The sequence below is a fragment of the Clostridium sp. AM34-11AC genome, from assembly GCF_003435375.1.
Lineage (GTDB): Bacteria > Bacillota > Clostridia > Lachnospirales > Lachnospiraceae > Pilosibacter > Pilosibacter fragilis.
The window spans coordinates 594,734-619,901 of record NZ_QWGL01000001.1 but is presented as its reverse complement, the minus strand read 5'-3'; the positions used below and the strand labels follow the sequence as shown (position 1 = coordinate 619,901).

At 50.8% G+C, this 25,168-nt stretch carries 22 protein-coding genes; 13 read left to right on the top strand and 9 right to left on the bottom strand.

Annotation, left to right across the window (positions count from 1 at the left end; translation table 11 throughout):
- Positions 1–30 precede the first annotated feature (30 nt).
- The gene (locus DW826_RS02820; protein WP_117551963.1) at positions 31–999 is read left to right on the top strand and encodes a P1 family peptidase; all 969 of its coding nucleotides are present in this window, start codon (positions 31–33) and stop codon (positions 997–999) included.
- 67 nt (positions 1,000–1,066) lie between these two features.
- Here DW826_RS02820 and DW826_RS02815 read toward each other — a convergent pair whose 3' ends face one another.
- Both DW826_RS02815 and DW826_RS02810 read right to left on the bottom strand, forming a co-directional pair.
- Positions 1,067–2,242 (bottom strand): amidohydrolase, encoded by a 1,176-nt coding sequence (locus DW826_RS02815; RefSeq protein ID WP_117551962.1) that lies wholly within the window; start codon positions 2,240–2,242, stop codon positions 1,067–1,069.
- 60 nt (positions 2,243–2,302) lie between these two features.
- Positions 2,303–3,517: a metallophosphoesterase gene (locus tag DW826_RS02810; protein WP_158553035.1), complete on the bottom strand. Its 1,215-nt coding sequence runs from the start codon at positions 3,515–3,517 to the stop codon at positions 2,303–2,305.
- Positions 3,518–3,638: 121 nt separating this feature from the next.
- Here DW826_RS02810 and DW826_RS02805 point away from each other — a divergent pair, with 121 nt between their 5' ends.
- On the top strand, positions 3,639–3,893 hold the full coding sequence (locus tag DW826_RS02805; RefSeq protein ID WP_117503604.1) for a hypothetical protein: 255 nt from the start codon (positions 3,639–3,641) through the stop codon (positions 3,891–3,893).
- 170 nt (positions 3,894–4,063) lie between these two features.
- Here DW826_RS02805 and larE read toward each other — a convergent pair whose 3' ends face one another.
- Positions 4,064–4,894, bottom strand: a complete 831-nt coding sequence (larE, locus tag DW826_RS02800; RefSeq protein ID WP_117551961.1) for an ATP-dependent sacrificial sulfur transferase LarE — start codon at positions 4,892–4,894, stop codon at positions 4,064–4,066.
- 333 nt (positions 4,895–5,227) lie between these two features.
- Between larE and DW826_RS02795 the strand changes: the two genes are divergently transcribed.
- The 3 genes from DW826_RS02795 to DW826_RS02785 are packed head-to-tail and all read left to right on the top strand — an operon-like array spanning position 5,228 to position 8,928.
- On the top strand, positions 5,228–6,394 hold the full coding sequence (locus tag DW826_RS02795; protein ID WP_117551960.1) for a M20 family metallopeptidase: 1,167 nt from the start codon (positions 5,228–5,230) through the stop codon (positions 6,392–6,394).
- Positions 6,395–6,399: 5 nt separating this feature from the next.
- Positions 6,400–7,755 (top strand): MATE family efflux transporter, encoded by a 1,356-nt coding sequence (locus tag DW826_RS02790; protein WP_117471200.1) that lies wholly within the window; start codon positions 6,400–6,402, stop codon positions 7,753–7,755.
- A 48-nt stretch (positions 7,756–7,803) separates the two neighbouring features.
- Positions 7,804–8,928: a M20 family metallopeptidase gene (locus DW826_RS02785; protein WP_117551959.1), complete on the top strand. Its 1,125-nt coding sequence runs from the start codon at positions 7,804–7,806 to the stop codon at positions 8,926–8,928.
- 79 nt (positions 8,929–9,007) lie between these two features.
- On the opposite strand, the gene DW826_RS02780 is transcribed toward DW826_RS02785, so the two are convergent.
- Entirely contained in the window at positions 9,008–11,302 is a 2,295-nt protein-coding gene (locus DW826_RS02780) for a HAMP domain-containing sensor histidine kinase (protein ID WP_117551958.1), read from the bottom strand.
- Positions 11,303–11,313: 11 nt separating this feature from the next.
- Positions 11,314–12,009 carry a response regulator transcription factor gene (locus DW826_RS02775; RefSeq protein ID WP_015552872.1) on the bottom strand — a complete coding sequence of 232 codons (696 nt, stop codon included), beginning with the start codon at positions 12,007–12,009 and terminating at the stop codon, positions 11,314–11,316.
- Between the two features lie 525 nt (positions 12,010–12,534).
- On the opposite strand from DW826_RS02775, the gene DW826_RS02770 reads away from it, so the two are divergent.
- From DW826_RS02770 to DW826_RS02745, 6 genes are all read left to right on the top strand, one after another.
- The gene (locus DW826_RS02770) at positions 12,535–13,104 is read left to right on the top strand and encodes a glycerol-3-phosphate responsive antiterminator (protein WP_117551957.1); all 570 of its coding nucleotides are present in this window, start codon (positions 12,535–12,537) and stop codon (positions 13,102–13,104) included.
- Between the two features lie 88 nt (positions 13,105–13,192).
- A complete protein-coding gene (gene glpK / locus DW826_RS02765) occupies positions 13,193–14,689 on the top strand; it encodes a glycerol kinase GlpK (RefSeq protein WP_117551956.1) in 1,497 nt (498 codons plus the stop codon).
- Positions 14,690–14,876: 187 nt separating this feature from the next.
- Positions 14,877–15,590, top strand: coding sequence for an MIP/aquaporin family protein (locus DW826_RS02760; protein WP_117551955.1), 714 nt, complete (start codon positions 14,877–14,879; stop codon positions 15,588–15,590).
- A gap of 209 nt (positions 15,591–15,799) precedes the next feature.
- Entirely contained in the window at positions 15,800–17,236 is a 1,437-nt protein-coding gene (locus DW826_RS02755) for an NAD(P)/FAD-dependent oxidoreductase (RefSeq protein WP_117551954.1), read from the top strand.
- A gap of 17 nt (positions 17,237–17,253) precedes the next feature.
- On the top strand, positions 17,254–18,522 hold the full coding sequence (locus DW826_RS02750; RefSeq protein ID WP_117551953.1) for an FAD-dependent oxidoreductase: 1,269 nt from the start codon (positions 17,254–17,256) through the stop codon (positions 18,520–18,522).
- A gap of 3 nt (positions 18,523–18,525) precedes the next feature.
- A complete protein-coding gene (locus DW826_RS02745; RefSeq protein WP_117503597.1) occupies positions 18,526–18,885 on the top strand; it encodes a DUF1667 domain-containing protein in 360 nt (119 codons plus the stop codon).
- Positions 18,886–19,065: 180 nt separating this feature from the next.
- Here DW826_RS02745 and glgB read toward each other — a convergent pair whose 3' ends face one another.
- The 4 genes from glgB to DW826_RS02725 all read right to left on the bottom strand — a co-directional run bounded on the left by glgB (position 19,066) and on the right by DW826_RS02725 (position 23,095).
- Positions 19,066–21,003, bottom strand: coding sequence for a 1,4-alpha-glucan branching protein GlgB (glgB, locus tag DW826_RS02740; protein WP_117551952.1), 1,938 nt, complete (start codon positions 21,001–21,003; stop codon positions 19,066–19,068).
- 3 nt (positions 21,004–21,006) lie between these two features.
- On the bottom strand, positions 21,007–22,344 hold the full coding sequence (locus DW826_RS02735) for an alpha-amylase family glycosyl hydrolase (RefSeq protein WP_015552881.1): 1,338 nt from the start codon (positions 22,342–22,344) through the stop codon (positions 21,007–21,009).
- A 5-nt stretch (positions 22,345–22,349) separates the two neighbouring features.
- Positions 22,350–22,580: a YaaL family protein gene (locus tag DW826_RS02730; RefSeq protein WP_117471201.1), complete on the bottom strand. Its 231-nt coding sequence runs from the start codon at positions 22,578–22,580 to the stop codon at positions 22,350–22,352.
- 179 nt (positions 22,581–22,759) lie between these two features.
- A complete protein-coding gene (locus DW826_RS02725; RefSeq protein ID WP_015552883.1) occupies positions 22,760–23,095 on the bottom strand; it encodes a metalloregulator ArsR/SmtB family transcription factor in 336 nt (111 codons plus the stop codon).
- 563 nt (positions 23,096–23,658) lie between these two features.
- Here DW826_RS02725 and DW826_RS02720 point away from each other — a divergent pair.
- Positions 23,659–24,042 (top strand): hypothetical protein, encoded by a 384-nt coding sequence (locus DW826_RS02720; protein ID WP_117551951.1) that lies wholly within the window; start codon positions 23,659–23,661, stop codon positions 24,040–24,042.
- Between the two features lie 94 nt (positions 24,043–24,136).
- Positions 24,137–25,153 carry a ParA family protein gene (locus DW826_RS02715; RefSeq protein WP_117551950.1) on the top strand — a complete coding sequence of 339 codons (1,017 nt, stop codon included), beginning with the start codon at positions 24,137–24,139 and terminating at the stop codon, positions 25,151–25,153.
- The last annotated feature ends 15 nt before the right edge of the window (positions 25,154–25,168 follow it).

Here is a 25,168-nt window from a genome sequence, read left to right as displayed (position 1 = left end):
GTCCAAAAGAAAAAACCGGGGTAAATAGTTATGAAAGAAATCAAGATCACAGAGATCGAAAATATCAGGATCGGCAGTGCGGAAAATAAGGAAGCGGGAACCGGATGTACGGTTATTATCTGCGAGCGGGGTGCTGCAGCAGGCCTGGATGTACGCGGAGGCGGTCCTGCGTCAAGGGAATCGGAGCTCTTAAAGCCTATGGCAGCGGCTGACGTGATCCAGGCAGTATTGCTCAGCGGCGGCAGTGCGTTCGGCCTGGACGCGGCTGGGGGCGTTATGGAGTATCTGGAAGAACGTGGGATCGGATTTGATGTGGGAATCACGAAAGTACCGCTTGTCTGCGAGTCCTGTCTGTTTGATCTTATGGTCGGGGATTTTAAGACGAGACCGGATAAGGCAATGGGATACGCGGCGTGCGAGGGTGCAGAGAAGGATAATTATAAGGATGGAAACTTTGGTGCGGGAACCGGTGCGTCCGTCGGAAAGCTGGGAGACAAAACTCTCTGCATGAAGGGCGGGATCGGAAGCTATGCGGTGCAGATCGGAGATCTGAAGGTCGGCGCAATCGTTGCGGTGAATGCGAGAGGCGATATCTATGACTGGAAGAACGGAAAGAAGGTTGCCGGTCTTTTAAATGCGGACAGGAAGACATTTGCGGACACAGAAGAAGCTGTTTATAAGAGCTATGAAGTGATCAAGAACAAGTTTACCGGCGCGACGGAGAATACGACTATCGGCGCCGTGATCACGAATGCGGCATTCCCGAAGAGCAGCCTCTGCAAGATCGCCGGGATGGCTCACGACGGCTATGCGCGGGCGATCCGTCCTGTACATACCTCTTCCGACGGAGACAGTATTTACGCACTGTCTGTGGGCGATGTGAAGGCAGATCAGGATATGGTCGGAACCCTCGGTGCCCAGATTATGGCGGAGGCAATCTTGAGGGCTGTGAGGAGCGCGGAGTCGGCCTACGGACTTGTTGGAGCGAAGGATTTGTAAAAAAGAGCGAAAAAGAGCGGCTGCCCGGCAAAGCTTTGCCGATATGACAGCCGCTTTTACTATACGGTTACATCTGCCCTGTCACGCGCAGGTACAGCCCAAGCTCCATCTCAAGCGCCTCTGAAATTCCGCGCTCATCTAACTGGAAATGGCAGTTATGGTGCGGGGAAGAGGTAACTGGACGTTCGGGATCGGCCATTCCGATCTGGAAGTAGGCACCCGGCTTCTCAAGAAGATAGTAAGCAAAATCCTCGCCGCCAAGGGCATCCGGGCGCTCGTAGACGGTATATCCGAGGTCTCTTGTGACGCTGCGGACCGTTTCAATCTCCTCCGGCACGTTGATGGCTGCCGGATAGCCCAGAGTCGTGGTCACATCGCAGGTGAGGCCGAATCCGGCGCAGATCCCCCTGCTGATGGCGTGGATGGAGTCAAAGACTTTGTCGATCAGCTCATTGTTTAAAGTGCGGACATTGCCGCCGAGAGTCACAGTGTCTGTGATGATATTCGGATACTGGCCGCCATTTATATAGGAAACCGTAAGAACACCGCCTTCCAGCGGATTCTTTTTCTCAGCCAGGATCTGGTTTAAAGCAGATCCGACCATGCAGGCCACGGGGACCGGGTTCAGGGCATTTTGCGGATAACCGCCATGACCGCCCTTTCCATGGATCTTCACTTCATAAATACCGATCGCTGCGGAATACGCCCGGGGAGTCACGGCGATGGTGCCGAGCGGAAACGCGGAAGCACAGTGGAAACCATAGATGAGATCGACATCCTTCATGACACCTTCCTCGCAGAGCGCCTTAGCGCCTCCCGGGAGCTTTTCCTCGGCTGCCTGAAAGATCAGCTTCACAGTTCCACGGACAAGCTCCGGATGGGCTGTGAGGACCTTTGCGAAGGTTAAAAGGACTGCGGTATGGATATCGTGTCCACAGGCATGCATAACGCCGGGAACCTCGGACTTAAACGGGAGATCATTTTCTTCCTCCACCGGGAGCGCGTCGATGTCCGCGCGGAACGCGATGCATGGACCGGTTTTTTCGCCTTTTATGACAGCGACCGTGCTGGTTCCGGAGATCCCTTCCATCAGTGGGACGCCCAGGGCATTCAGGGTGCTGCGGATGTAATCGGCAGTGCCTGTCTCCTGAAAGGAAAGCTCCGGGTGTCGATGCAGGTAACGGCGTGTTTCAATCAGTTCTTTTTCATAGGGGCTTGTGATGGACTTGACAAATTCTTTCATATAAGACCTCCGTTTTTCTCGTTTATACTATTTATAGGAACAACTTATCGGAACAACAGCTTATTGGTCTGTGGCTGGATCAAACGACACATTTGCGATCACGACTTCATTGTTAGTCCCGACCCGCATCGCCGGTCCCCAGACACCGGCGCCGGAGGTGACAATAGACGTCATAGCCCCCTTTTTCAGGACTCCGCAGGCGTTTTCCCAGAGAAAATGGACCACAAGGTTTGCCGGAAACATCTGACCGTCATGGGTGTGGCCGGAGAGGTCCAGATCGACACCGGCATCGGAGGCTTCTGACAATTCTCCCGGCTGGTGATCCATGACGATGATGGGAAGTGAGGGATCGAGAGGTTCGGTGATCTCAGCAAAGGTTTTCCGCGGGAGCTGTTCTTTTTTTGCCATATCCTTATCCCGGCGGCCGACAAGATAGAATGCATTATTGATGCAGACGGTCTCGTCCTCCAGCATCGTGATACCGGCGTGGTGCAGAAATTCCGTAAACCGCCCGTCCCGGACGATCGTTTCCTTCTGTGGAAATGTGAATCCGGCGAGGATCTTCTCGCTTACGTCATGGTTGCCCCAGCAGGCGTATGTGCCGTACCGGCTCTTGATATCGGATAGAATGTCAGCCACCTCATCCGGGTCCTTGATCGCGTTGTAATCATTGTCGAAGAGATCTCCGGCAATGCAGACGAGATCGACATTTTGGGAGTTAATGGTGTCTACGATCTTTCTTACATGGGACTTCGTGGAGTTGTATCCAAGGTGAAGATCCGCGATCAGGGCGATCTTAAGTCCCGGAAGAGAAGAACTCTTTTCGATGACGACCGGATCCTGCCGCACATAGACCCGTCTTGCATGCAGGACACCGTAAATGCTGACCATAAGGATCAGGCCAATGGCAAAGCCGCCAAAGATCACGAGATTTTTCGGCATGGTATGCAGCATGGCCGGGTACCGGTATTTCATAAAGAAGGAATGGCCGGTGACACGGCGGATCACGTCGAAGGTGATGATAAAAAGCAGGATATATTCCAGAGTGCCGAGCCAGTAGTTGCTGATCACCCGGAGAAAATGGTGAAGTGGTTCTTTTGTGATCAGAAATCCGGTCAGCGGGCTGACGGCAAAAAACAGATAGAGGACTGTGACAGGGATCCTGAAAAACAGTGAATGAAGCGCCGGGGAGCAGGAATCCGCCCAGGCGTAGAGCCATAAAAGAATGTATGCCTGAAATAACAGGTAGACCGGAGATAAAAATACAGCTAACATGAGATACTCCTGATGCTTCGTGGACAGGAATGGTGTATAATGATTCCTGTACGGTGGTTTATGGTGTAAGTATAGCGAACACTTTAACAATTTGCAATGGAAAAGAAGAAAAGAGGTTGTTATGATCGAGCTGACAGGAATGATCTCCATTCCATATTTAAAGAAGACAACATTTACCGGAAGTGAAAAGGGAACGAATTTTATGATCCGGAAGATCAGCGGAGAGGAAGGCGAGCCGGATAAGATCCAGGCGATCACCTGGCCGGGGCCGTTTATTTTTTCTGTGACGGAAGATGAAAAAAAGACGTATCAGGAATTTGAGTTCAGCGAGGACGGGATCAAAGCGGCAGTAGCCTGGCTGAATGAGGTGACATAGAGAGGAATCCTGTATACAAAAAGGCCCGGAAGTTTTCGGGGTGAAAATATTTTAAGAACGAGTATGACCGGTGAAGTTAAGCCGGTTATACTCGTTCCCTGTTTTATAGACTTTAGCCGATCTGCGTATACAGAGCATTAGATCTGATGTACAGATGTGGGAGACGTTCCCTACATCGACGGTGTTCTCGCCACAAGATCCAGTGTCACATCCGTAAATCTCTGCTTTAAGAGCGCGCAGATCTCCTCCCGCTGCTCCATAAGCTTCGGGATCATGTCCTCGGTGAGCTGGAGTTTTGCGCACCACGGCGCATCGGCCTTTGGGTCTGCGGCAGCGGGATCCGGGTACACGCGGACGCGGAAATCGCGGAATCCAAGGTCGGAGAGGGATTTCTCCGCCCATTCCACATCCCTTAATACAGAAGCTTCGATGGAAATTCCCGACGGAACTCTCGTCGCAAGACAGGCGTAGGCGGGCTTGTTCCATGTAAATAATCCGGCATTTCGGGAATATTCCCGGAGTGCCGTTTTTGTTATTCCGGAAAGGCGCAGCGGGGACAGTACCTTCATTTCTTTTAAAGCGCGCATGCCCGGGCGGTCACCGGCGTCATCGGAGGCGTTCGTTCCGTCCATGATCTCGGTAAAGCCGTCCTCCTTTGCGGCTTTCAGGATTCCGCCGAATACCTGATTCTTGCAGTAGTAGCAGCGGTCTTTCGGATTGCTCTTTACGACTTTATCCGTCAGCACATCAAAGGGCAGGACCGTCATGTCCGCGTGTAATGATTCAGCGAGAAGCTTCGCGTCATCTAACTCAAATTGCGGCTGGAACGGAGTGGAGACATAGTAAGCATGTACATTTGCTCCGCAGGCCTTTGCGGCATAGAGAAGATAAGAGGAATCCGTTCCGCCGGAAAAAGCAAGAGCGATGGTAGAATGCTCCGCAAAAAATTCCCGGAGTGCGGCCGGAACGCAGTCTATGGAAACGTTGATCGTGTTGTTCATAAGGAATTCTCCGTCCTTTCATATTCTCAAGTTGAACGTCCGTGAGACTTGCCGCGTGATTCTGGTCAGAGAAGCTGACATATTTCTATCAAAATCACTGCGCATCCTCGCGGAGCGTTTATCTTAGCAGTCTCGTACGGGTGGTCATATCTTCATAGCAAATTGGTAGGTTTAATTCACTCATTATAATTCGCAGAGACGTAGAAGTCAAGCTTGTAACCGGGAAGGCGTTACCGTCAGGCGGAATTCCCGATTTTTATAGATTTTCAGTATTTTCATTTCAGTATGTTTGTTATATCATAGATGAATAAAATGGCAAGGAGGATGCAGGCTATGGAAGACAGAGGACTAATCGTGAAGACATCCGCGTATATAGACCGTCACAGGGACGAGATGCTGTCGCTATGGGAAAAGATCGTTTCTATCGAAAGCGGAACCCCGGATAAAGAGGGCGTTGACCGGGTAGGTGCGGTCTTAAAGGATGAACTGGAAAGTGCCGGAGTGGAGACAGCTGTGATCCCGATGGAACGTTTCGGAAACCTCCTGACAGGTGTATGGAATAAAGAGGCAGCAGGCCAGCCCATCGTCCTGATCGGACACATGGACACGGTATTTGCGAAAGGCACGTTAGAGAAAAATCCGTTCCGCATCGATGAGAACGGAAATGCCCACGGACCGGGAGTTCTGGATATGAAGGCGGGACTTGTGATCGTTGTCTACGTTTTAAAGGCGCTCCATGAGTACGGATATGGGAAACGCCCGATCCGCGTTGTCTTTGCGGGAGATGAGGAGAACGGACACCGTCAGACAAATGCGGAGTCAGAGATCCGGAAACTCTGCGCGGGATGCGCGGCGGCATTCAACTTTGAGACGGGATTTATCGATGACGGACTCGTTGTTGGAAGAAAAGGTTCCTGCCGTGTGACACTCACCGTTCACGGAGTCGCGGCCCACGCTGGAAATGATCCGCAGCGCGGAAGAAACGCGATTTTGGAGATGGCGCATAAGATCATCGAGATCCAGAAGCTTCATGACTTTGAACATGGACTTTTTGTGAATGTAGGTGTGATTCAGGGCGGAACGGTTGCAAACGCAGTGGCTGCGTCCTGTGAGGTTGGAATCGACATCCGCTACGACAGCTTTGAACGCCTTGAGGAAACACTTCAGGCGATCAAAAAGATTGCGGAGACGAGAACTGTCCCGGATACGACGGCAGATGTGACCTGGACGAAGCCGAGCACGGTAATGCCGGTATCGGAGAAAAATCTGGAACTGTTCCGCCATGTCCAGAAGACGGCAGACATGATCGGTTACGGAAAGCTGCAGACAAAGAAAGTTGGCGGCTGGTCCGATTCCTGTCTGGCTGCGGCGGAAGGCGTTCCGGTAGTTTGCGCCATGGGCGTCAAGGGCGCGAACAATCATTCAATGGAGGAGTATGCGGTAGCTGAGACACTGTTTTCCAGAGCGAAACTGGCGTTGGCTTCCATCATTACGTTTTGACAGACATGAAAGAGACAAGAAAAAAATATGACATGCTGACGGACAATCCGGGAAAATCCCTGCTTTTCTTCGTGCTTCCGATGATACTCGGAAATCTTTTTCAGCAGTTTTACAACATCACGGACTCAGTAGTGGTAGGAAAATTCGTCGGGGAACAGGCGTTAGCGGCGGTTGGCGCATCCTATGCGATCACGAACGTCTTTATTGCCATCGCCATCGGCGGCGGAATCGGAAGCTCCGTGGTGATCTCCCAGTTTCTGGGAGCGGGAAAACTCGCGAAGATGAAGACGGCAGTCTACACAACGATGTTCAATTTCCTTGGGATTGCGGCGTTTCTGGCAGCAGTGGGGCTCCTGTTCAACAATCGGATCCTGAATCTCGTCAACGTACCGGAGGATATTTTCTCGGATGCGGCGCTGTATCTGGCGATCTACTTTCTCGGACTGCCGTTCCTGTTCATGTATAACGTTCAGGCATCGATCTTCAACGCACTGGGAGATTCAAAGAAGCCGCTGTACCTTTTGATCTTTTCTTCCCTGTTAAACATCGTGCTGGACATGATCCTCGTGATCATTTTCAAGCAGGGCGTCCGTGGCGTTGCGTTGGCGACATTGATCGCACAGGGAATCTCGGCGGTGATCTCGTTCCTGCTTCTGATGCGCAAGCTAAAGGGGTATCCTGCCGAGGAACCGGTGCGTCTCTACAGCGGAGAGATGGCGGTCTCCATGGTGAAGATCGCCGTTCCGTCCACACTGCAGCAGTCCATCGTCCATATCGGAATCCTGCTGGTCCAGTCTGTGATCAACAGCTTCGGCTCCACGGCGATCGCCGGATACTCCGCGGGCATGCGGATCGAGTCCTTAAGCATCGTGCCAATGCTCGCCATGGGAAATGCCATGTCAACCTTCACAGCCCAGAATATGGGGGCCGGAAAGATCGACCGGGTGAAGGAAGGTTACCGGATGTGCTATGTGATCGTCCTGACGGCGGGTGCGGTGCTCTGCGTGATGTACCAGCTGGCAGGAGGCGCATTCGTGTCCCTGTTCCTTGACAGCGGCAGCAGTGAAGCATATTCGGTGGGACTCAGTTATGTGAAGTTCTTATCGTTTTTCTACTCGTTTATCGGCCTCAAGGCGTCCACGGACGGTCTGCTGCGCGGCGCAGGTGATGTGACGGCATTTACGGTGGCAAACCTCGTGAATCTCGCGATCCGTGTCAGCGTGACGAACCTGTTTGCACCGATTTATGGAATCCAGGTAGCATGGATGGCGGTTCCCCTTGGCTGGGCTGCGAATTATGTGATCTCGTTTGGATGGTATCTGACAGGAAAATGGAAGAAGGTCCGCGTGATAAAGAAGTAAGATATAGATAGGTATACAGTATCAATTACAGAAGAAAGGACAGAAATCATGGAACAGAAAACACTTGCTTACTTAAAAGAACATGAGACGGAGATCTTTGAGGACTTAAAATCTCTGGTCCTGACAGAGGCCAGCACTTCAGATATTGAGGCTCTGGCAAAGGTGCGGGAAAAGCTGGTCATGCTGATCAAGGAGCGCACAGGAGAGGACTGCTTTGTCTACGAGGCGGAGAACGGACACTGTCCGGTGCGGTTCCAGTATGGAAAGGGTACGGAGAAGATCCTGTTTATCGGTCATTATGACACCGTACATCTCATCGGTGCGCTGAAGTATTATACAGAAGGAAATGGGCTCCACGGGCCGGGTGTTTATGACATGAAAGGCGGACTTATTTCCGCGATCTGGACTGTAAAGGCATATAAGGATCTTGGGATCGATCCGGGAAAGAGGCTGGAATTCATCTTTAACGGTGACGAGGAGACCGGAAGTGCTGAGTCTACCGATATCATTTGTGAGCTTGCGAAGGACGCGAAGGCGGCGCTTGTCTGCGAGCCGTGTACAGCGAACGGAGATTTAAAGACAGGAAGAAAAGGTCTTGTCCGCTTTACCGTAAGGATCCACGGAAAGGCATCCCATGCGGGAAATGCCCATAAAGAGGGGATCAACGCCATCGAGGAGCTGGCGCATGAGATCCTTGCGATCCAGAAACTGACAGATTACGAGGCTGGAACTACCGTCAATGTGGGCGTTTGCAGTGGCGGTACAAAACCGAACGTTGTCCCGGCCGAGGCAGAGATCGAGATCGACTGCCGCGTAAAGACAGCCGCCGAGGGAGACAGGGTCCGCAAGGCGATCAACGAGATCAGGACGACGGTTCCGGGAACCACAAGGGAAGTCATCGAACGTGACAGCAAGATGCCGATGGAGGAGACGGAGGCGAACATGGCGCTCTTTGAGAAGGCGAAGATCTGCGGCGAGAAGGTCGGGCTTAAGTTTTCCCATCAGTTTGTGGGCGGCGGCAGCGATGGAAACGAGGTATCTGCTATGGGTATCCCGACCCTTGACGGTCTCGGCGCAGCCGGTGACGGGGCCCACTCCGCAAACGAGTACATCCTGATCGACCAGTATATTCCGAGGATCGCGATGCTGGCTTCGTTTGTGCTGACGATCTGAGAGATTTCAATATATAAGATATAAACAGAGAGCGTATTGCCTAAAAAAGGTGGTACGCTCTCTGTTTATAAGAAGCTATTTAGTTTTTGATCGGAAACGTGATCTGCGCCTTAAACAGGTCGCCATCGATGATCAGCTCGAACTTTCCGCCCTGAAGAGTTGTCAGGTCTTTCGCGATGGAAAGCCCAAGTCCGCTTCCCTCGGTGGTTCGGGAGACGTCACCGCGGACGAAACGCTCGGTGAGCTCATCCGGGCTGATATTTAACGGGTTCGCGGACACATTCTTGATCGTGAACACAACGTCGGCGCCATGGTCCTCGATCGTGACGTAGACGCGGGTTCCCTCTAACGCGTACTTGAAAGCGTTATTATAGAGGTTTTCAAGGACACGCCATAGCCTTCGTCCGTCTGCCTCGATCATGATGACCTCGTTCGGAAGTGTGTTGACGATCTCCAGATGGCGGATCGCGTATTTTTCCTCAAATTCTCCGGTCGTCTGCTGGACGAGCTCCACGAAATCGATATTCGTGATCTCCAGCTTGATATTTCCGGAGCTTGCGCGGGAAGCTTCCACAAGATCCTCGGTCAGTGTCTTTAACCTCTGGGATTTCTGATCCAGAACCTCCAGATATTTCTGAACCGTCGGGTCTTCAATGTGCTGGCGCTTGATGAGGTCCACATAGTTGATGATGGAGGTCAACGGTGTCTTGATATCGTGGGACACGTTCGTGATCAGGTCGGCCTTCAGGCGTTCGCTCTTTACCTGTTCGGCAAGAGCTGTCTCCAGACCGTCACTGATACGGTTCAGTCCTTCGGCGAGTTCCGCCTCCAGACTCGAGAAATCATTGACATCCACCTTGTAGCTCGTCTCCCCGGAGGCGAGTTTTTCGATGGCGGCATGGATTTTGTCCGTCTGGTCCGCATTCCGGTAGATAAAGTAGAATACCAGAAGGTTTCCGGCGATCCAGGCGATCATCACGAAGATGAACGGCATGAACTGGAAAACGGAATTTTCATGATGGAAGATCATGAATGCCCCCACGGTGATCATGAATACGTTGTATGCAAGATACAGCACAAAGCCTATTGTGATCCGGTAGCGGAACGTGCTCTCGGAGAGTGTTTCTGTAAGATCATGTAGAAAGCTGTTCTTCCAGAGTGTCTCCGCCTTGTATCTGCGGATCAGGCTGAAGAAGGTCAGGATGACGCAGAAATACAGGTATCCGAAGGCCACCAGAAGGTTCGCGCGGTCCCAGTAATCTGATGTCACTACCAGGTGCAGGAGCTTTGATGTCACCGGCGCCATGATGTGGATGCAGAGGTAGGACACGAATGCCATCAGGAGCAGCATGAAATCCGTTTTTGTCCGGTCAAACGGGTAAAGCGTGATGGTCCGGTCAGAGATCGACGCATGTCCGGACAGGAACAGAAGGAACGCGAAGGTCACGAGGGAACCGGCAAGTCCCGCGATCGTAATATAAAGTCCGTTGGAGAAATTCACGCGGGACTTATTATAGGCGGTATATGCCTGAGCATAGTCATCGTTCGCCTTATAGGATGTGTCGAGACCGATGACCACATAGTAGCTGTTGCCGTTGTACGGGTTATTTTTCGACATCAGCGCCGGGATACTCGGAAAGTTGGATTCGAAGTTCGTCCGGACCGCAAGGTCGTTGGAGTCTCCGGAATAGTAGATATATCTTCCCATGGCCATAATGTCATCGTTGGACATCTCCGGCGCGTTGGTATGGATCTCATAGATCGCATTATTTTTTGAGTAGTACGCCACGCGGAAATAGAGATTCGTAAAGTCGCTCATGAGTCTCGAGTAGATCGAGTAGTAGGAAGAGAAACGCCTTAAGATCTCATACGTCAGGTCCGGCATCGTCGAGAAAGACTGATCCGGGCTCGTTAAGTCTTCCTCAGACTGGTAGCAGCGGTAGCGGACATAGACCTGTTCCTGGTCTTCCTCGGAGAGTGTCTCCGGATCGCCCTTTAACGCGTAGTTGTCGGACTCGTCCATGTAGTAGCCCAGGGATTTTCCGTACTGGATAATATCGTCCAGAGTGTAGGATTTCTCGCCGCCAGGGCCTGTCGTGACTTCCAGGACGACCTGGGAGTAGTCGACCTCGCCGTTGGATTCAAAAATATCCTGATACTGGACATAATCGAAGATATTTGTGATATCTGCCTGGACTTTTTTGCTGAAATCCGGGGACTGTTCAAAGGTCTCCGTCTTGATCCAGTCGAGACCCCGGCCGTAGTTGCTGTTTAAATACATGAACCCGATTCCGACGAGTGTCACGCAGGCAAAGAGAAAGTGAAGGAAGCCGACGAGACGCTTGAAAAATGAGTTTGTCTTTTTTTCTGCCATCTGGACTCTCCTTACTGTTTCTCGATCTTATAGCCGACGCCCCAGACTACCTTTAAGTAGCGGGGTTCTTTCGGGTTGATCTCGATTTTCTCGCGGATATGGCGGATGTGGACGGCAACAGTGTTATCTGCACCAATTGCGTCTTCATTCCAGATTTTTTCGTAAATTTGGTCAATAGAGAAAACCTTCCCCGCGTTCTTCACGAGAAGAAGCAGGATGTTGTACTCGATGGGTGTCAGCTTGATCGGCTCGCCGTCAACGGTGACTTCCTTGTTCTCATCGTTGATCATCAGACCGCCGCACTTGTAGACCTGGGAGCTGCCCTGCTGGTTCAAATTGCCGAGCTGTGTATAGCGGCGGAGCTGAGATTTTACGCGGGCTACCAGCTCTAATGGGTTAAACGGCTTTGTAATGTAGTCGTCAGCGCCGATGTTTAACCCTAAGATCTTATCGGTATCCTCGGATTTCGCGGAGAGGATGATGATCGGGATACTGCTGGTCTCGCGGACCTTAAGTGTGGTGCGGATCCCGTCGAGACCCGGCATCATGACATCCACGATCATTAAGTTTACTTCATTCTTCTCCAGAAGCTCCAGCGCTTCGTAGCCGTCGTAGGCCTTAATTACATTGAAACCTTCGCCGGTCAGATAAATATTGATCGCTTCTACGATCTGTTTGTCGTCATCGCAGACGAGAATGGTTGGCATAATCGATTCCTCCTCATATCAAACATAATAAAAGATGAAAAATCGTAACTGACCATGTTTCCAGTTACGAAAAATCGAATCAAAGAAAAAAATATATCATAGTCCAGTATAGCATAAAAATGACGCAAAAACATAAGGAACGTTCTTAAATTTTTATGTAGAGATGTAAAGGGGTTACTGTATTGTACGGAATTTTCGATTCAGAAAAGCTTTTGGTACGACGCGGCGCTTTGATGCAGTGACATAGGTGAAAAAATATGAACGTAAAAATTTGTGTATAATGTTGTGAAAACGAAGAACAAATAATCGCGCAAGAGGTTAAAACAATAAAAAAATATAGAAAACTTTGTGAGAATTGCACAAAATACATATTTTTCTGTGAAAAGGTTGATAATAATTATGCAATGTGCTATGATTGAGTTAACTTAAAAAAGAAGCCGTGATAGGAGAGCAAAATGTAATCAGCTAACGATTAGCTGTTGCTTGGTGCGCTCCTTTTCTTTTTGAGAAATGGAGAAAAGTTTAGTGAAACGTTATTTTTATCAGGCGCTGGAAGAAAACCCGATCATCGCAGCGATCAAAAACATGGATGATCTGGAGCTTTGCTGTTCCATAGAAGAGATACGCGTGGTATTTGTCCTGTTCGGCGATATCTGTACGATCCGGACGATCGTAAAACGCTTAAAGGACGCCGGAAAAATCGTGATCGTACACGTAGACCTGATCGTGGGTTTAAGCAGCAAGGAGGTCGTGGTGGACTTCATTAAAATGTCGACAGAGGCAGATGGGATCATTAGTACAAAGGTCCCACTGATCAGAAGGGGAAATGAACTGGATTTCATAACGGTTCAGAGGTGCTTTTTGCTGGATTCCATGGCGTATGAAAATTTAAGACAGCAGCAGCATCAGGTAAAGCCGGATTATATCGAGGTCCTTCCGGGAATCATGCCGCAGGTCATCTCAAAGATGTGTAAGGTGTCGAAAGCGCCGATCATCGCAGGCGGACTGATCTCCGAGAAGGAATCCGTTATGAGTGCTCTCTCAGCGGGAGCAATGGCAGTTTCATCTACGAAGCATGAAGTCTGGAAGCTGTGAATAGACTGATAACACAAGCTGTTTCAATGCCGGGAAAAGGGCAATTGAGATAAAGCATGGGAAAAACTATATTGAAGGAGGAATTGGTATGGCAAAGTATGTAATGGCGCTCGACGCGGGGACAACCAGCAACAGATGTATCCTGTTCAATGAAAAAGGTGAGATGTGCAGCGTAGCGCAGAGAGAGTTTACCCAGTACTTCCCGAAGCCGGGCTGGGTAGAGCACGATGCAGACGAGATCTGGGCAAGTATGCTGGGGGTTGCTGTAGAGGCAATGAATATGATCGGTGCCACCGCGTCGGATATCGCGGCCATCGGTATCACGAACCAGCGTGAAACAACGATCGTCTGGGATAAGAATACCGGAGAGCCGATCCATCACGCGATCGTCTGGCAGTGCCGCAGAACATCGGAATACTGCGACACCTTAAAGGAAAAAGGCCTGACTGACAAGTTCAGGGAGAAAACGGGTCTCGTGATCGATGCGTACTTCTCAGGAACAAAGGTAAAATGGCTGCTTGACAATGTACCGGGCGCGAGAGAAAGAGCAGAGAAGGGCGAGCTGTTATTCGGTACGGTTGAGACATGGCTGATCTGGAAACTTACAAAGGGCGCGGTTCATGTCACAGACTATTCCAACGCGTCCCGTACAATGCTCTTCAATATCAATACTTTACAGTGGGACGATGAGATCTTAGCGGAACTCGATATCCCGAAGTGCATTCTCCCGGAGCCGAAGCCGTCAAGCTGTATTTACGGTGAGACAGACCCGTCTTACCTCGGCGGACCGATCCCGATCGGAGGCGCTGCAGGTGACCAGCAGTCCGCACTGTTCGGACAGACCTGCTTCAATCCTGGTGAAGCGAAGAATACATACGGAACCGGCTGCTTCATGTTGATGAACACCGGTGAGAAGCCGATCTTCTCAAAGAACGGTCTTGTTACAACAATTGCATGGGGCTTAGACGGAAAAGTCAACTACGCACTCGAGGGCTCTATCTTCGTTGCAGGCGCTGCGATCCAGTGGCTCCGCGATGAGTTAAGAATTATCGATTCCGCACCGGATTCCGAGTACATGGCAAAGAAAGTAAAAGATACGAACGGCTGCTATGTTGTACCGGCATTCACAGGTCTCGGAGCTCCGCACTGGGATCAGTACGCGCGCGGAACGATCGTAGGAATCACCCGTGGTGTCAATAAGTACCACATTATCCGTGCGACTCTGGAATCTCTCGCATACCAGGTAAATGACGTTCTGGAAGCGATGAAGGCAGATTCCGGTATCGAGCTTGCGGCTCTTAAGGTTGACGGCGGCGCAAGTGCCAACGACTTCTTAATGCAGACACAGGCCGATATCATCAACGCGCCGGTGAACCGTCCGCAGTGCGTAGAGACGACAGCTATGGGTGCCGCTTATCTTGCAGGTCTCGCGGTTGGTTACTGGAGCAGCAAGGAAGACGTTATCAAGAACTGGGCGATCGATAAGACCTTTGAGCCGAAGATCGAGGCTGCTGAGAGAGAGAAACGTATCCGTGGCTGGAACAAGGCTGTGAAATACGCTTACGGCTGGGCAAAAGAAGATTAAACCAGATATTAAATGAGGAAAAGGTTTCGGGTAAGACGTGCGGCTTGTAAAGAATGGACTTGAATGGAAGCATTACACGAAGTTACAGGAACAAATCAGAAAGTTTTGAAAAAGCAGAAAACTGTCTCCGGCTTTTGGGGGGAACGAAAGCCGGAGATGCCTAAAACAACAAAAAGGGGGATTTTTTATGCTGCCTTATATTGCAGAGTTTCTTGGAACCATGATGCTTATCATCCTCGGTGATGGTGTTGTTGCAAACGTAAACCTCAACAAGTCCGGAATGAAAGGTGCAGGAGCTGTCCAGATCACACTGGCATGGGGCCTTGCGGTTCTGGTACCGGCATTTATCTTCGGAGAAGCTTCCGGCGCGTCCTTCAACCCGGCGCTCACAATCGCACTGGCAGTAGAGGGAAGCTTCGCATGGTCTATGGTGCCCGGATATGTGATCGCACAGCTGGCAGGCGCGTTTGTCGGCGCATCGATCGTTTATCTGCTCTTCAAGGGACAGTTTGACGCTACAGAAGATCCGGGAACAAAGCTTGGCGTATTCTGTACAGGTCCGTCGATCCCGAACACTGGATTAAACATTTTAAGCGAAGCAGTCGGTACATTTATCCTCGTTTTCGCGATCAAAGGTATCGGCAATGTAACAGGACTTTCCACAGGTGTTGATAAACTCTTCGTATTCGGAATCATCGTTTCCGTAGGTATGTCCCTCGGCGGACTTACCGGTTACGCGATCAACCCGGCAAGAGACTTAGGACCTCGTCTTGCACATGCAGTCCTTCCGATCAAGGGCAAAGGCGATTCCAACTTCTCTTACGGTCTTGTAGTTCCGATCGTTGGACCGATCATCGGCGCGATCGTGGCGGTTCTCCTTTATGGAGCGATTCCGTGGTAGGATAAAAACAGAGGGCTGTGCCCGGTGCAGTACAGCTTAATAATCAGATAATTGTGGCATGAGATGAGAGAGCCTGACAGGATAACCGCATAAGGGTATGCGTTTACTTGGCGGGCTCTTTTCTCTTAAGGACGGACGCCGCCGTATTCCCAAGTGGGATATGGCGGAAATCTTCTAAAAGAGACAGGATGTAAAGGAGTGAACGGTAAATGTATGATGTGATCATAATCGGAGCAGGAGTAGCCGGGGCAGCATCTGCGAGAGAATTGTCGCGCTATCAGGCAAAAATCTGCGTGCTGGAGAAAGAGGAGGACGTGTGCTGCGGTACTTCCAAGGCAAACAGCGCTATTGTCCATGCGGGCTATGACGCGGCGGAAGGTTCCCTGATGGCAAAACTCAATGTACGCGGAAATGAAATGATGGAACAACTGTCGAAGGATCTGGATTTTCCGTTTAAGAGAAATGGTTCACTGGTAGTCTGCCTGCATGAAGACGAGATGCCGGGGCTTGAAGCTCTTTATAAAAGAGGAATCGCAAACGGAGTTCCGGGCCTCAGGATTTTAAACCGGGAAGAACTCCGGGCGATGGAGCCGAATATTTCCGATGAGGCATGTGCAGCTCTCTACGCACCCACGGGCGGAATCGTATGTCCGTTTAACTTAAATATAGCCATGGCGGAGAATGCCAACGCGAACGGCGTGGAATTCTATTTTGATACGGAGGTCACCGACTTAAGACCGGTGGAAGACGGCTGGGAGATCCGGACAAGCAAGGGCACGTATAAGACGCGGTATGTCGTGAACGCGGCGGGTGTCTACGCAGACAAATTCCACAACATGGTAAGCAAAAAGAAGATCCATATCACCCCAAGACGTGGAGATTACTGTCTGCTCGATAAAACTGCCGGAAATCATGTGAGCCATACGGTGTTTGCTCTTCCCGGAAAATACGGAAAAGGCGTTCTTGTGACTCCGACGGTCCACGGAAATCTGTTGGTGGGACCGACAGCAATCGATATTGAGAATAAAGAGGGAACCAATACTACGAGAGAGGGCTTAAATGAAGTTATCACAAAGGCAGAGATGAATGTGAAGAACATTCCGATGCGTCAGGTGATCACTTCCTTCGCTGGACTCCGTGCCCATGAGGACGGACATGAATTCCTGATCGGTGAGCTGGAGGACGCGAAAGGCTTTATCGACTGTGCAGGAATCGAGTCTCCGGGCCTGACAAGCTCCCCTGCGATCGGCGAGATGGTGGCGGATATCCTGAAAGAGAAGATGGATCTCAAGAAAAAAGAGAACTTCATCGCGACGAGAAAAGGTGTTCTGAATCCGAATACTTTAAGTAAGGAAGAACGAATCCAGTTAATTAAGGAAAAACCAGAGTACGGAAATATTATCTGCCGATGCGAGATGATCACGGAAGGCGAGATCATCGATGCGATCCGAAGACCTTTAGGTGCAAAATCCTTAGACGGAGTAAAACGCAGAACGAGAGCCGGAATGGGGCGTTGCCAGGCAGGATTCTGTTCCCCGAGAACTATGGAGATCCTTGCGAGAGAATGCCATAAGAGCATGTTTGAGATCACAAAATCCGGCGGAAACTCGCAGATCGTCAAGGGAATCAATAAGGATTCGTTATAAAAGGGAGGTGTCAGAGCATGAAATCGTATGATATTGTGATCATCGGAGGCGGACCGGCGGGTCTTGCCGCTGCAGTTTCCGCGAAGAAAAACGGAATCGATAGTATTCTGATCCTGGAACGTGACAGGGAGTTGGGCGGAATCTTAAACCAGTGCATTCATAACGGCTTTGGACTCCACACCTTCAAGGAAGAACTTACGGGTCCGGAGTACGCGGGACGGTTTATTAAACAGGCAGAAGAGTTAAATATCGAGTATAAACTGAACACTATGGTTATGGATATCAGTGAGCAGAAGATCGTGACGGCCATGAACCGGGAAGAAGGTCTCTTCGAGATCCGGGCGAAGGCAGTGATCCTCGCAATGGGATGCAGAGAGCGGTCGAGAGGCGCTTTAAATATTCCCGGATATCGACCGGCGGGAATCTTCTCCGCGGGAACGGCCCAGAGACTTGTAAACATTGAGGGATATATGCCGGGACGCGAAGTCGTGATCTTAGGTTCCGGAGATATTGGACTTATCATGGCGAGACGTATGACACTTGAAGGCGCGAAAGTCAAGGTCGTTGCGGAATTGATGCCTTATTCCGGCGGATTAAAGAGAAATATCGTCCAGTGTCTCGATGATTATGGAATCCCGTTAAAGTTGAGCCACACCGTTGTGGACATCAAGGGAAAAGAGAGACTGGAAGGAATTACACTGGCCCAGGTAGACGGAAAAGGAAAGCCGATTCCCGGAACGGAGGAGGAATACAGCTGTGATACGCTGCTTCTCTCCGTCGGATTGATCCCGGAGAATGAGATATCCAGGGGAATGGGCGTGGACATGAACCCGGTGACATCCGGTCCGAAGGTCAACGAGAGCCTGGAGACGAACATCGAAGGTGTTTTCGCCTGCGGAAATGTGCTCCATGTACATGATCTCGTGGATTTTGTATCCGAGGAAGCGGCGATCGCCGGAAAAAACGCGGCGGTCTATGTAAAACAAGGCGAGAACCGTCCGTCCGGCGGACATGAGATCGTCTTAAATCCGATCGAAGGCGTGCGCTACACAGTTCCGGGAACCATCGATCCGGCGAGAATGGACGAGGAGCTGACCGTTCGTTTCCGCGTGGGTGGTGTTTATAAGAACTGCTATGTGAGTGCGTATTTCGGTGACGAGCGTGTGATCCACAGAAAACGTCCGGTAGTGGCACCGGGGGAGATGGAGGAACTGAAATTCAAAAAGGCAGATCTTTTGAAATATCCGGATCTTGAGACGATCACGGTCAAAATCGAGGAGGCATAGACGATGGAGGAAAGAAGATTAACATGTATCGGCTGTCCGATGGGCTGTCCTCTTGTCGTAACGATGGACGGCGGTGAGGTCGTAAGCGTGACGGGAAATACCTGTAAGCGCGGCGAGATCTATGGACGGAAAGAGGTGACAAACCCGACGAGGATCGTGACTTCCACAGTCCGGGTATCCGGCGGAAGTATCGACATGGTGTCGGTGAAGACGAAAGAAGATATCCCGAAGGGAAAGATCTTTGACTGTGTGAAAGCGTTAAAGACAGTCGAGGTTGCTGCCCCGGTGCATATCGGGGATGTGATCATGAAGGACGTTGCCGGAACGGGAGTTGATGTTGTGGCGACGAAGAACGTGGTGTAAGAGAAAATAAAGGTCAGTAAATGCAAGAAATATAGGTGATGATTAGGGTGCTGTCCGCTTACCGTTTCTGAGTAGAATGGGAGGCGGGCAGTGCCTATTTATGTGGAAAATTAGAACATCCGTCCTGAAGCTGTTTTTAGTGGATCCAGGACGGATGTGTTACTTGCAAAACATATATTTTCAGTTGAACTTAAAGATCGCAGCCCCATATGCCGGCAGCGGATACGCGAAGGAGTACGGCTGGCCATCGCACTCGCGCTTCTTGGAGCGGGAGGAGAACGCATGCTCGCCGCGCTTGTAGAGCCCATGCCCGGAATCCAGGATCAGGGAGTAGGTTCCGGACTTTGGAACGCCTACCCGGTAATCGTCGCGTGCAACCGGTGTAAAGTTAATGACGAATAAGAGATTCTTCTTGCCCGTCTCGTCACGGCGGATAAAACTGAAGATGCTGCGGTCACCATCGTTGGCGTTGATCCACTGGAAACCGTTCCAGTCGGAATCCAGCTGCCACAGTGCCGGATATTTCTGGTATACATGCAGCAGGTCGCTGTAATATTTCTGCAGGTCTTTGTGAAGCGGCTCGTCGGCGAGATACCAGTCGAGGGAAACCTTCTCATCCCACTCATGATACTGACCGAAATCCTGGCCCATAAACAGGAGCTTCTTTCCCGGATGCCCCATCATGAAGGTGTATCCTGCTTTCAGATTCGCAAACTTGTCACCATTTAAGCCCGGCATCTTGTTGATCATGGAACACTTCAGGTGAACGACCTCGTCGTGGGACAGCGTCAGGATATAATTCTCACTGGTGGCGTAGGTGATGCCGAATGTCATCTTATTGTGGTTGAATTTTCTGAAATATGGATCCAGTTTCATGTACTCCAGAAAATCATGCATCCAGCCCATGTTCCACTTGAAGGTGAAGCCGAGACCTCCCTCTTCCGGCGGTTTTGTGACACCCGGCCATGCGGTGGACTCCTCGGCGATCATCATGGCACCGGTGAGATGTCCGGTGAGGACACTGTTCAAATGGCGGAAGAACTCGATGGCTTCGAGGTTCTTGTTCTCGCCGTACTTATTCGGAAGCCAGTTTCCGTCGCTGCGGCCGTAATCCAGGTACAGCATGGACGCGACGGCATCTACGCGGAGACCGTCAACATGGAAGTTCTCTACCCAGTAGAGGGCGTTAGCGATCAAGAAGTTTTTGACCTCATTTTTGCTGTAATCGAAGACCTTTGTGCCCCAGTCCGGGTGCTCGCCCTTTCGCGGATCTGCGTATTCATAGAGCGGCTGACCGTCGAAGTCGGCAAGTCCGTGGGCATCCTTCGGGAAGTGGGCCGGAACCCAGTCAAGGATGATACCGATCCCTTTTTTGTGGAGGTAGTTCACAAAGTACATGAACTCTTTTGGAGTGCCGTAACGGGAAGTCGGCGCGTAGTAGCCGGTAACCTGATAGCCCCAGGAACCGTCGTATGGATGTTCCGCAATTCCCATGAGTTCTACGTGGGTGTAGCCCATCTTCTTTACATAATCAGCCAGCTCGTGGGCAGCTTCCATATATGTATAGTAACCTTCCTTCTGTGGACGGTCTTTCTTGCGCCAGGAACCGAGATGGACCTCGTAGATTGCCATCGGGGATTTCACAGGATCAGCTTTTTTTCTTGTCTCCATCCAGGCTGCGTCATCCCATTTGAAGCCGTTAATGTCTTCTGTGATAGAAGCGGTTCCCGGACGGAATTCCGCATGGACCGCATACGGGTCAGCCTTGAACAGGATCATTCCCTCCTGTGTGGTGATCGCGAATTTATAGAGTTCTCCGAGACCGACGCCGGGAATAAACGCCTCGTAGATTCCGGAGTCAGCTAACGGGGACATCGGTGCGGCGTCCGGATCCCAGCCGTTGAAATCGCCCACAACACCGACGGCCTTTGCGTGGGGAGCCCAGACGGCAAAATACATTCCGGCTTTCCCCTTATAAGTCTTTGGATGTGCACCAAGTTTTTCGAAGATTTTATAATGGGTCCCCTGTCCGAAGAGATACCGGTCCAGTTCGGTGATGAAACCGAGACCGATCTCCTTTGTTTTGGCAGGAGCTGTGGTTTTCTTTGTTCTTGTCATCACTTAAACCTCCTGAAGTTTAAAGATCGCGCCGCCGTTTGCCGGGAGCGTGACGGAAAGTCTGCCGTTTTCGAGGGAGAATGGGATCTCTCCGGGCAGCAGGGATACAACATCTGAGGCTGCGCATGGCAGCGGGATCGAGATGGATGCCGGCTGTTCATCATTATTGACAGCGGAGATCACGGTTCCATGTTCCCCGGACCGGCTGAAAGCATACTGGCGGTTCGTGAGGAGAAGTTCCTTGTAGGAGCCGTTGTGGAACGCGTCATTTTCTGTGTGGATTTTTCCGAGTGCCGCGATGTGGGACGCGAGCTCCGGAGCTTTTCCAAGCATGTCAGACAGGTTGAGTGCCGGGCGAAGGACCTCATCGGATGTTCTGGAACGCTTTCCTTCAATTCCCCACTCACTTCCATAATAGACAGAAGGAATTCCGGGGAGAGTGAAGAGAAGCTGGTACACCGGAAACAGGTTTGCCAGGTTGTTTAATTTACTTGCGATCCGGTCTTCGTCGTGGTTGTCCACAAAGGTGTAAAGCGATCTTCCCACCGCCTCCAGACGTCGCACATTGTGGGCAATCTCAAAGTAGTTGTGGTCATTGTGACCGGAGTAGAGCGCCTTGTGAAGCTCATAGTTTGTCACGGAATGCAGCATTTCCGGGTTCACCCAGCGGTTATATTCGCCGTGGATCACCTCGCCCATGAGCCAGAAATCAGGTTTCATGGCGGAGGTCTTTTCCCGGAGCTCTTTCATGAACCCGAAATCCAGGACGTTCGCGCAGTCCAGGCGGATCCCGTCGATATTGAAGTTGTCGACCCAGAACTGGATCGAGTCAAACAGATACTGGCGGACCTCCGGGTTCCGGAGATTTAAGCAGGGGAGCTCGAAATGTCCCTGCCAGGCCTCGTAGCCGAATGGGTCACCCAAAGGGCTTCCCCAGCCGAAGTTTACGCCGCGGTACCAGTCCTTATACGGGGAAGCTTCCCGCTTTTCGCGGATATCCTGGAAAGCGAAAAACTCACGTCCGGTATGGTTGAAGACGCCGTCCACCACAACGCGGATTCCGTTTTCATGGCAGAGGCGCACAAAACGGGCAAAATCTTCGTTGGAACCAAGTCTGCGGTCCACGAGACGGAAATCTTTTGTATCGTAGCCGTGGGTGCAGGACTCAAAGAGCGGTCCGATGTAGATCGCGGAGCCATTTAAGTCGCTGATATGCGGGATCCAGGACTCAAGCTCCGTGAGCCGGTGGGCGGTCTCTGTGAGCGTGTTTGTTTTTTCTGCCCCCAAAAGTCCAAGGGGATAAATATGGTAAAAGACAGCCTGTTCGTACCAGGTATGCATGGTTATCAGACCTCCTGAAGCTCCCGTTTTTTCAGGCGGCGGAGAAGAAACTGATACCGGAGCTGCGCGGCGTTCAGCTCATAGATATAGCAGTCGACTAAGGTCGGGTCAACGACCTGTTCGAACTGGTTCTGGGCGGATAAGATCGCCGTTTTGCTGAGCTCGATCTGGCGCTTCAGTTCATTTGTTTCCCGGCGGTAAGCCTGTTTGGAAGCATTTTTTTTCGAAAAAAACATAAATATCATACCCCAATTCCTTTACGGATAGTGCCAACAGCAGTCTGTTTCAGGCGGCCGAAGGCTGTTTTGCCGAATTTTGTTCACAGATAGGCTTTGCCGGATCGCGGCGCGTCTGTCTGTGGAGAAAACCAGAAGTTTCTGTAATTGGTAGTATGAGGATCATTCACCCGGAATATTCAGGATTCCGGATATTTTTCAAGCTCTTCTTTCAGACGACCGAGCTTGTCGATGGCGCTTTTGTTTGTGAGATAATAATAATTGCACACGCCTTTTCTTAAAACATCGATCAGGCCGGTATCTTTTAAAATCTTTAAATGGTGAGAGACAGCTGGACGGGAGAGACTTGTCCGGTCCGTGATCTCGTTGACATTTAAGCCGGGGATCCGTCCTTCACCAGTGGTCTGTGTCTCAAAGAGACACTGCAGGATCGTCAGTCTTGTTCGGTCACCGAGCGCAATAAATAAAGGAATGCACTCTTCAAAGATATCGCCCAGAAGATTTTCTGAGATCATGAATTCTCTCCTTTCCGGAATGTTTTGGTTTAAAAATTTAAACTTAATTGCATTTTACCATTTTTCCTGAATTGCGTCAATGAATTGTTCAACATTTATGGAAAATGATGGGTGACATAATATTTTTTGGTAAAATTTGACGAAAAATGGCACCTTGATTTTACGAAACTGAAATTGACTTTCGGCCAAAATTCAGAGATAATAGGGGCACATTCAGAAATGAGTTCTTCATTTCTAGATAGCAGATGTATGACCGGCAGCTTCGCCGGATGCCCGGATTCAGGGCATGAAATCCGTTTAACGTATTGATTTTTGAATTGCAGTAACTGGGAAAAGGCTCTTTTTTGATCCTTTCGGGAGAATTCTGTTCTCCGGGGAAGGTGATTGGAAAAGATGGCTGTGCGGGAGGTGATCTTATCGTGGTATTGTTTGCAGTTTTGCTGTCCGCAGCGGTGACAGACTGAAAGAAAGGAAAGATCTTTCACATTCAGATCATAGCAGGGATCGCGGCTGGAATAGTCCTTGCTTTTGTAGAAAGCAACAAGTCGTCGGGGGCGCAGCCTTTGGTGACTCTGGCGTTTATCGAGGTTGGATCATTTATCCTGCGGTTTGTGGGGACATGCGCGGTCTTTTACCCGTTTTTCCTGTGCCGGACCATCGGCGCGGGGGATATCAAGCTTATGGGAGTAGTCACTGGATTTCTGGGAGTCTGGGATGGCATGCTTGTAATTGGTCTTGGAATGGTCTTTGCTGCCGCAGCGGCGTCTTACCGGATGATCAAGCAGGGAACTGTCTGGTTCCGCCTGAAGCGGGCCGCCAGATTTGCGGTGGAGACGGGAATTAAAGGGCGGCTTACGGAATATCCGGGGTATTTTGAAAAAGAAAGTCTTTTACGGCTGGGGCCGTATCTGTTTGCGGGGTACTGTCTGTTTTTACTGATCCAGTAAAGAGACGGGAACGCATATCTTACAGGACTGCTTAGCGGTCTGATTGAACGTATGCCGGAGTCTGATTCCGGCGGGGGAAAGGAAATGAGAAGACATGAAAAAGCTGATAGCGGTTTATGACGCGGATACCAGGTATGCGGAACGGTTGTCTGATTATGTAAATCGAAAGGAAAAGGGAGTTTTTACCGCCCAGGCCTTTACTTCAAAGGAAAAGCTGGCGGAGTACGCGAAAAAGCATGAGATCGACGTTCTGCTCTCGGGGGAACGGACGGATTCCGGGGATATTTCCGGAATCCCGTCGGCCCAGAAGATCTATATGTCTGAGGAGACAGAGAAGCAGATGGATTCTGGAAAGGAGATCTATAAGTTCCAATCCGGGGACGATATTATCCGGGAGGTGATGGCTGCCTACAGTGAGATTCCGGGGATCAGGCCCAATACTGCTGGAGCTATGGGGCAGTCCAGGCGGATCATCGGAGTCTACTCGCCCATCGGAAGATGCGGGAAGACATGCCTGGCGTTAGCAATCGGACAGAGCCTTGCTAAGGAGGAGAAGGTCCTGTTTGTGACACTGGATACCTTTACGGGGTTTACAGGACTCTTAAATGAGCGGTGGAAACGTGATCTTTCTGACCTCATCTACTACTATAAACAGGATCGTTTTCATGTGATCCGGCTGAATTCTATCGTCTATTATCTGGGGGACATGGCGTGGATCCCGCCGATCCGCATTCCACAGGACTATACGCAGCTGTCGGTGCAGGAGATGGCGGATCTTTTGGAACGGATCCTGCAGGAAGGAAATTATACGACGCTGGTTCTCGATGTGGGGGATTACGGGCGGGATGCGCTGCCGTTACTGGAAAAATGCCAGGTGATCTACACGCCGATCCGGGAGGACCCGTTTTCTGCAGAAAAAATGCGGGAGTTTGAGGAATACCTGGAGGCAGTGGGAAACGGCGCGGTCATGGAAAAGATCCAGAAGATCCATGTGCCGATGGTGACCGGCGGGAGAAGAATGGAGCATTTTCCCCAGGAACTTCTGTGGGGGGATATGGGTGATTTTGTGAGGAGTCTGCTGAAAGGACAGAGGAACTTATGGGACAGCTGAAACAGATGCTGCGGG

Bases quoted from the DNA above. Each gene is read 5' to 3' on its own strand.
- DW826_RS02780 (WP_117551958.1), bottom strand. From the start codon at position 11,302: ATGGCAGAAAAAAAGACAAACTCATTTTTCAAGCGTCTCGTCGGCTTC.
- glpK (WP_117551956.1), top strand. From the start codon at position 13,193: ATGGCAAAGTATGTAATGGCGCTCGACGCGGGGACAACCAGCAACAGA.
- DW826_RS02805 (WP_117503604.1), top strand. From the start codon at position 3,639: ATGATCGAGCTGACAGGAATGATCTCCATTCCATATTTAAAGAAGACA.
- DW826_RS02725 (WP_015552883.1), bottom strand. From the start codon at position 23,095: ATGATCTCAGAAAATCTTCTGGGCGATATCTTTGAAGAGTGCATTCCT.
- DW826_RS02715 (WP_117551950.1), top strand. From the start codon at position 24,137: ATGAAAAAGCTGATAGCGGTTTATGACGCGGATACCAGGTATGCGGAA.
- DW826_RS02750 (WP_117551953.1), top strand. From the start codon at position 17,254: ATGAAATCGTATGATATTGTGATCATCGGAGGCGGACCGGCGGGTCTT.
- larE (WP_117551961.1), bottom strand. From the start codon at position 4,894: ATGAACAACACGATCAACGTTTCCATAGACTGCGTTCCGGCCGCACTC.
- DW826_RS02785 (WP_117551959.1), top strand. From the start codon at position 7,804: ATGGAACAGAAAACACTTGCTTACTTAAAAGAACATGAGACGGAGATC.
- DW826_RS02735 (WP_015552881.1), bottom strand. From the start codon at position 22,344: ATGCATACCTGGTACGAACAGGCTGTCTTTTACCATATTTATCCCCTT.
- glgB (WP_117551952.1), bottom strand. From the start codon at position 21,003: ATGACAAGAACAAAGAAAACCACAGCTCCTGCCAAAACAAAGGAGATC.
- DW826_RS02790 (WP_117471200.1), top strand. From the start codon at position 6,400: ATGAAAGAGACAAGAAAAAAATATGACATGCTGACGGACAATCCGGGA.
- DW826_RS02795 (WP_117551960.1), top strand. From the start codon at position 5,228: ATGGAAGACAGAGGACTAATCGTGAAGACATCCGCGTATATAGACCGT.
- DW826_RS02820 (WP_117551963.1), top strand. From the start codon at position 31: ATGAAAGAAATCAAGATCACAGAGATCGAAAATATCAGGATCGGCAGT.
- DW826_RS02810 (WP_158553035.1), bottom strand. From the start codon at position 3,517: ATGTTAGCTGTATTTTTATCTCCGGTCTACCTGTTATTTCAGGCATAC.
- DW826_RS02755 (WP_117551954.1), top strand. From the start codon at position 15,800: ATGTATGATGTGATCATAATCGGAGCAGGAGTAGCCGGGGCAGCATCT.
- DW826_RS02730 (WP_117471201.1), bottom strand. From the start codon at position 22,580: ATGTTTTTTTCGAAAAAAAATGCTTCCAAACAGGCTTACCGCCGGGAA.
- DW826_RS02760 (WP_117551955.1), top strand. From the start codon at position 14,877: ATGCTGCCTTATATTGCAGAGTTTCTTGGAACCATGATGCTTATCATC.
- DW826_RS02745 (WP_117503597.1), top strand. From the start codon at position 18,526: ATGGAGGAAAGAAGATTAACATGTATCGGCTGTCCGATGGGCTGTCCT.
- DW826_RS02815 (WP_117551962.1), bottom strand. From the start codon at position 2,242: ATGAAAGAATTTGTCAAGTCCATCACAAGCCCCTATGAAAAAGAACTG.
- DW826_RS02775 (WP_015552872.1), bottom strand. From the start codon at position 12,009: ATGCCAACCATTCTCGTCTGCGATGACGACAAACAGATCGTAGAAGCG.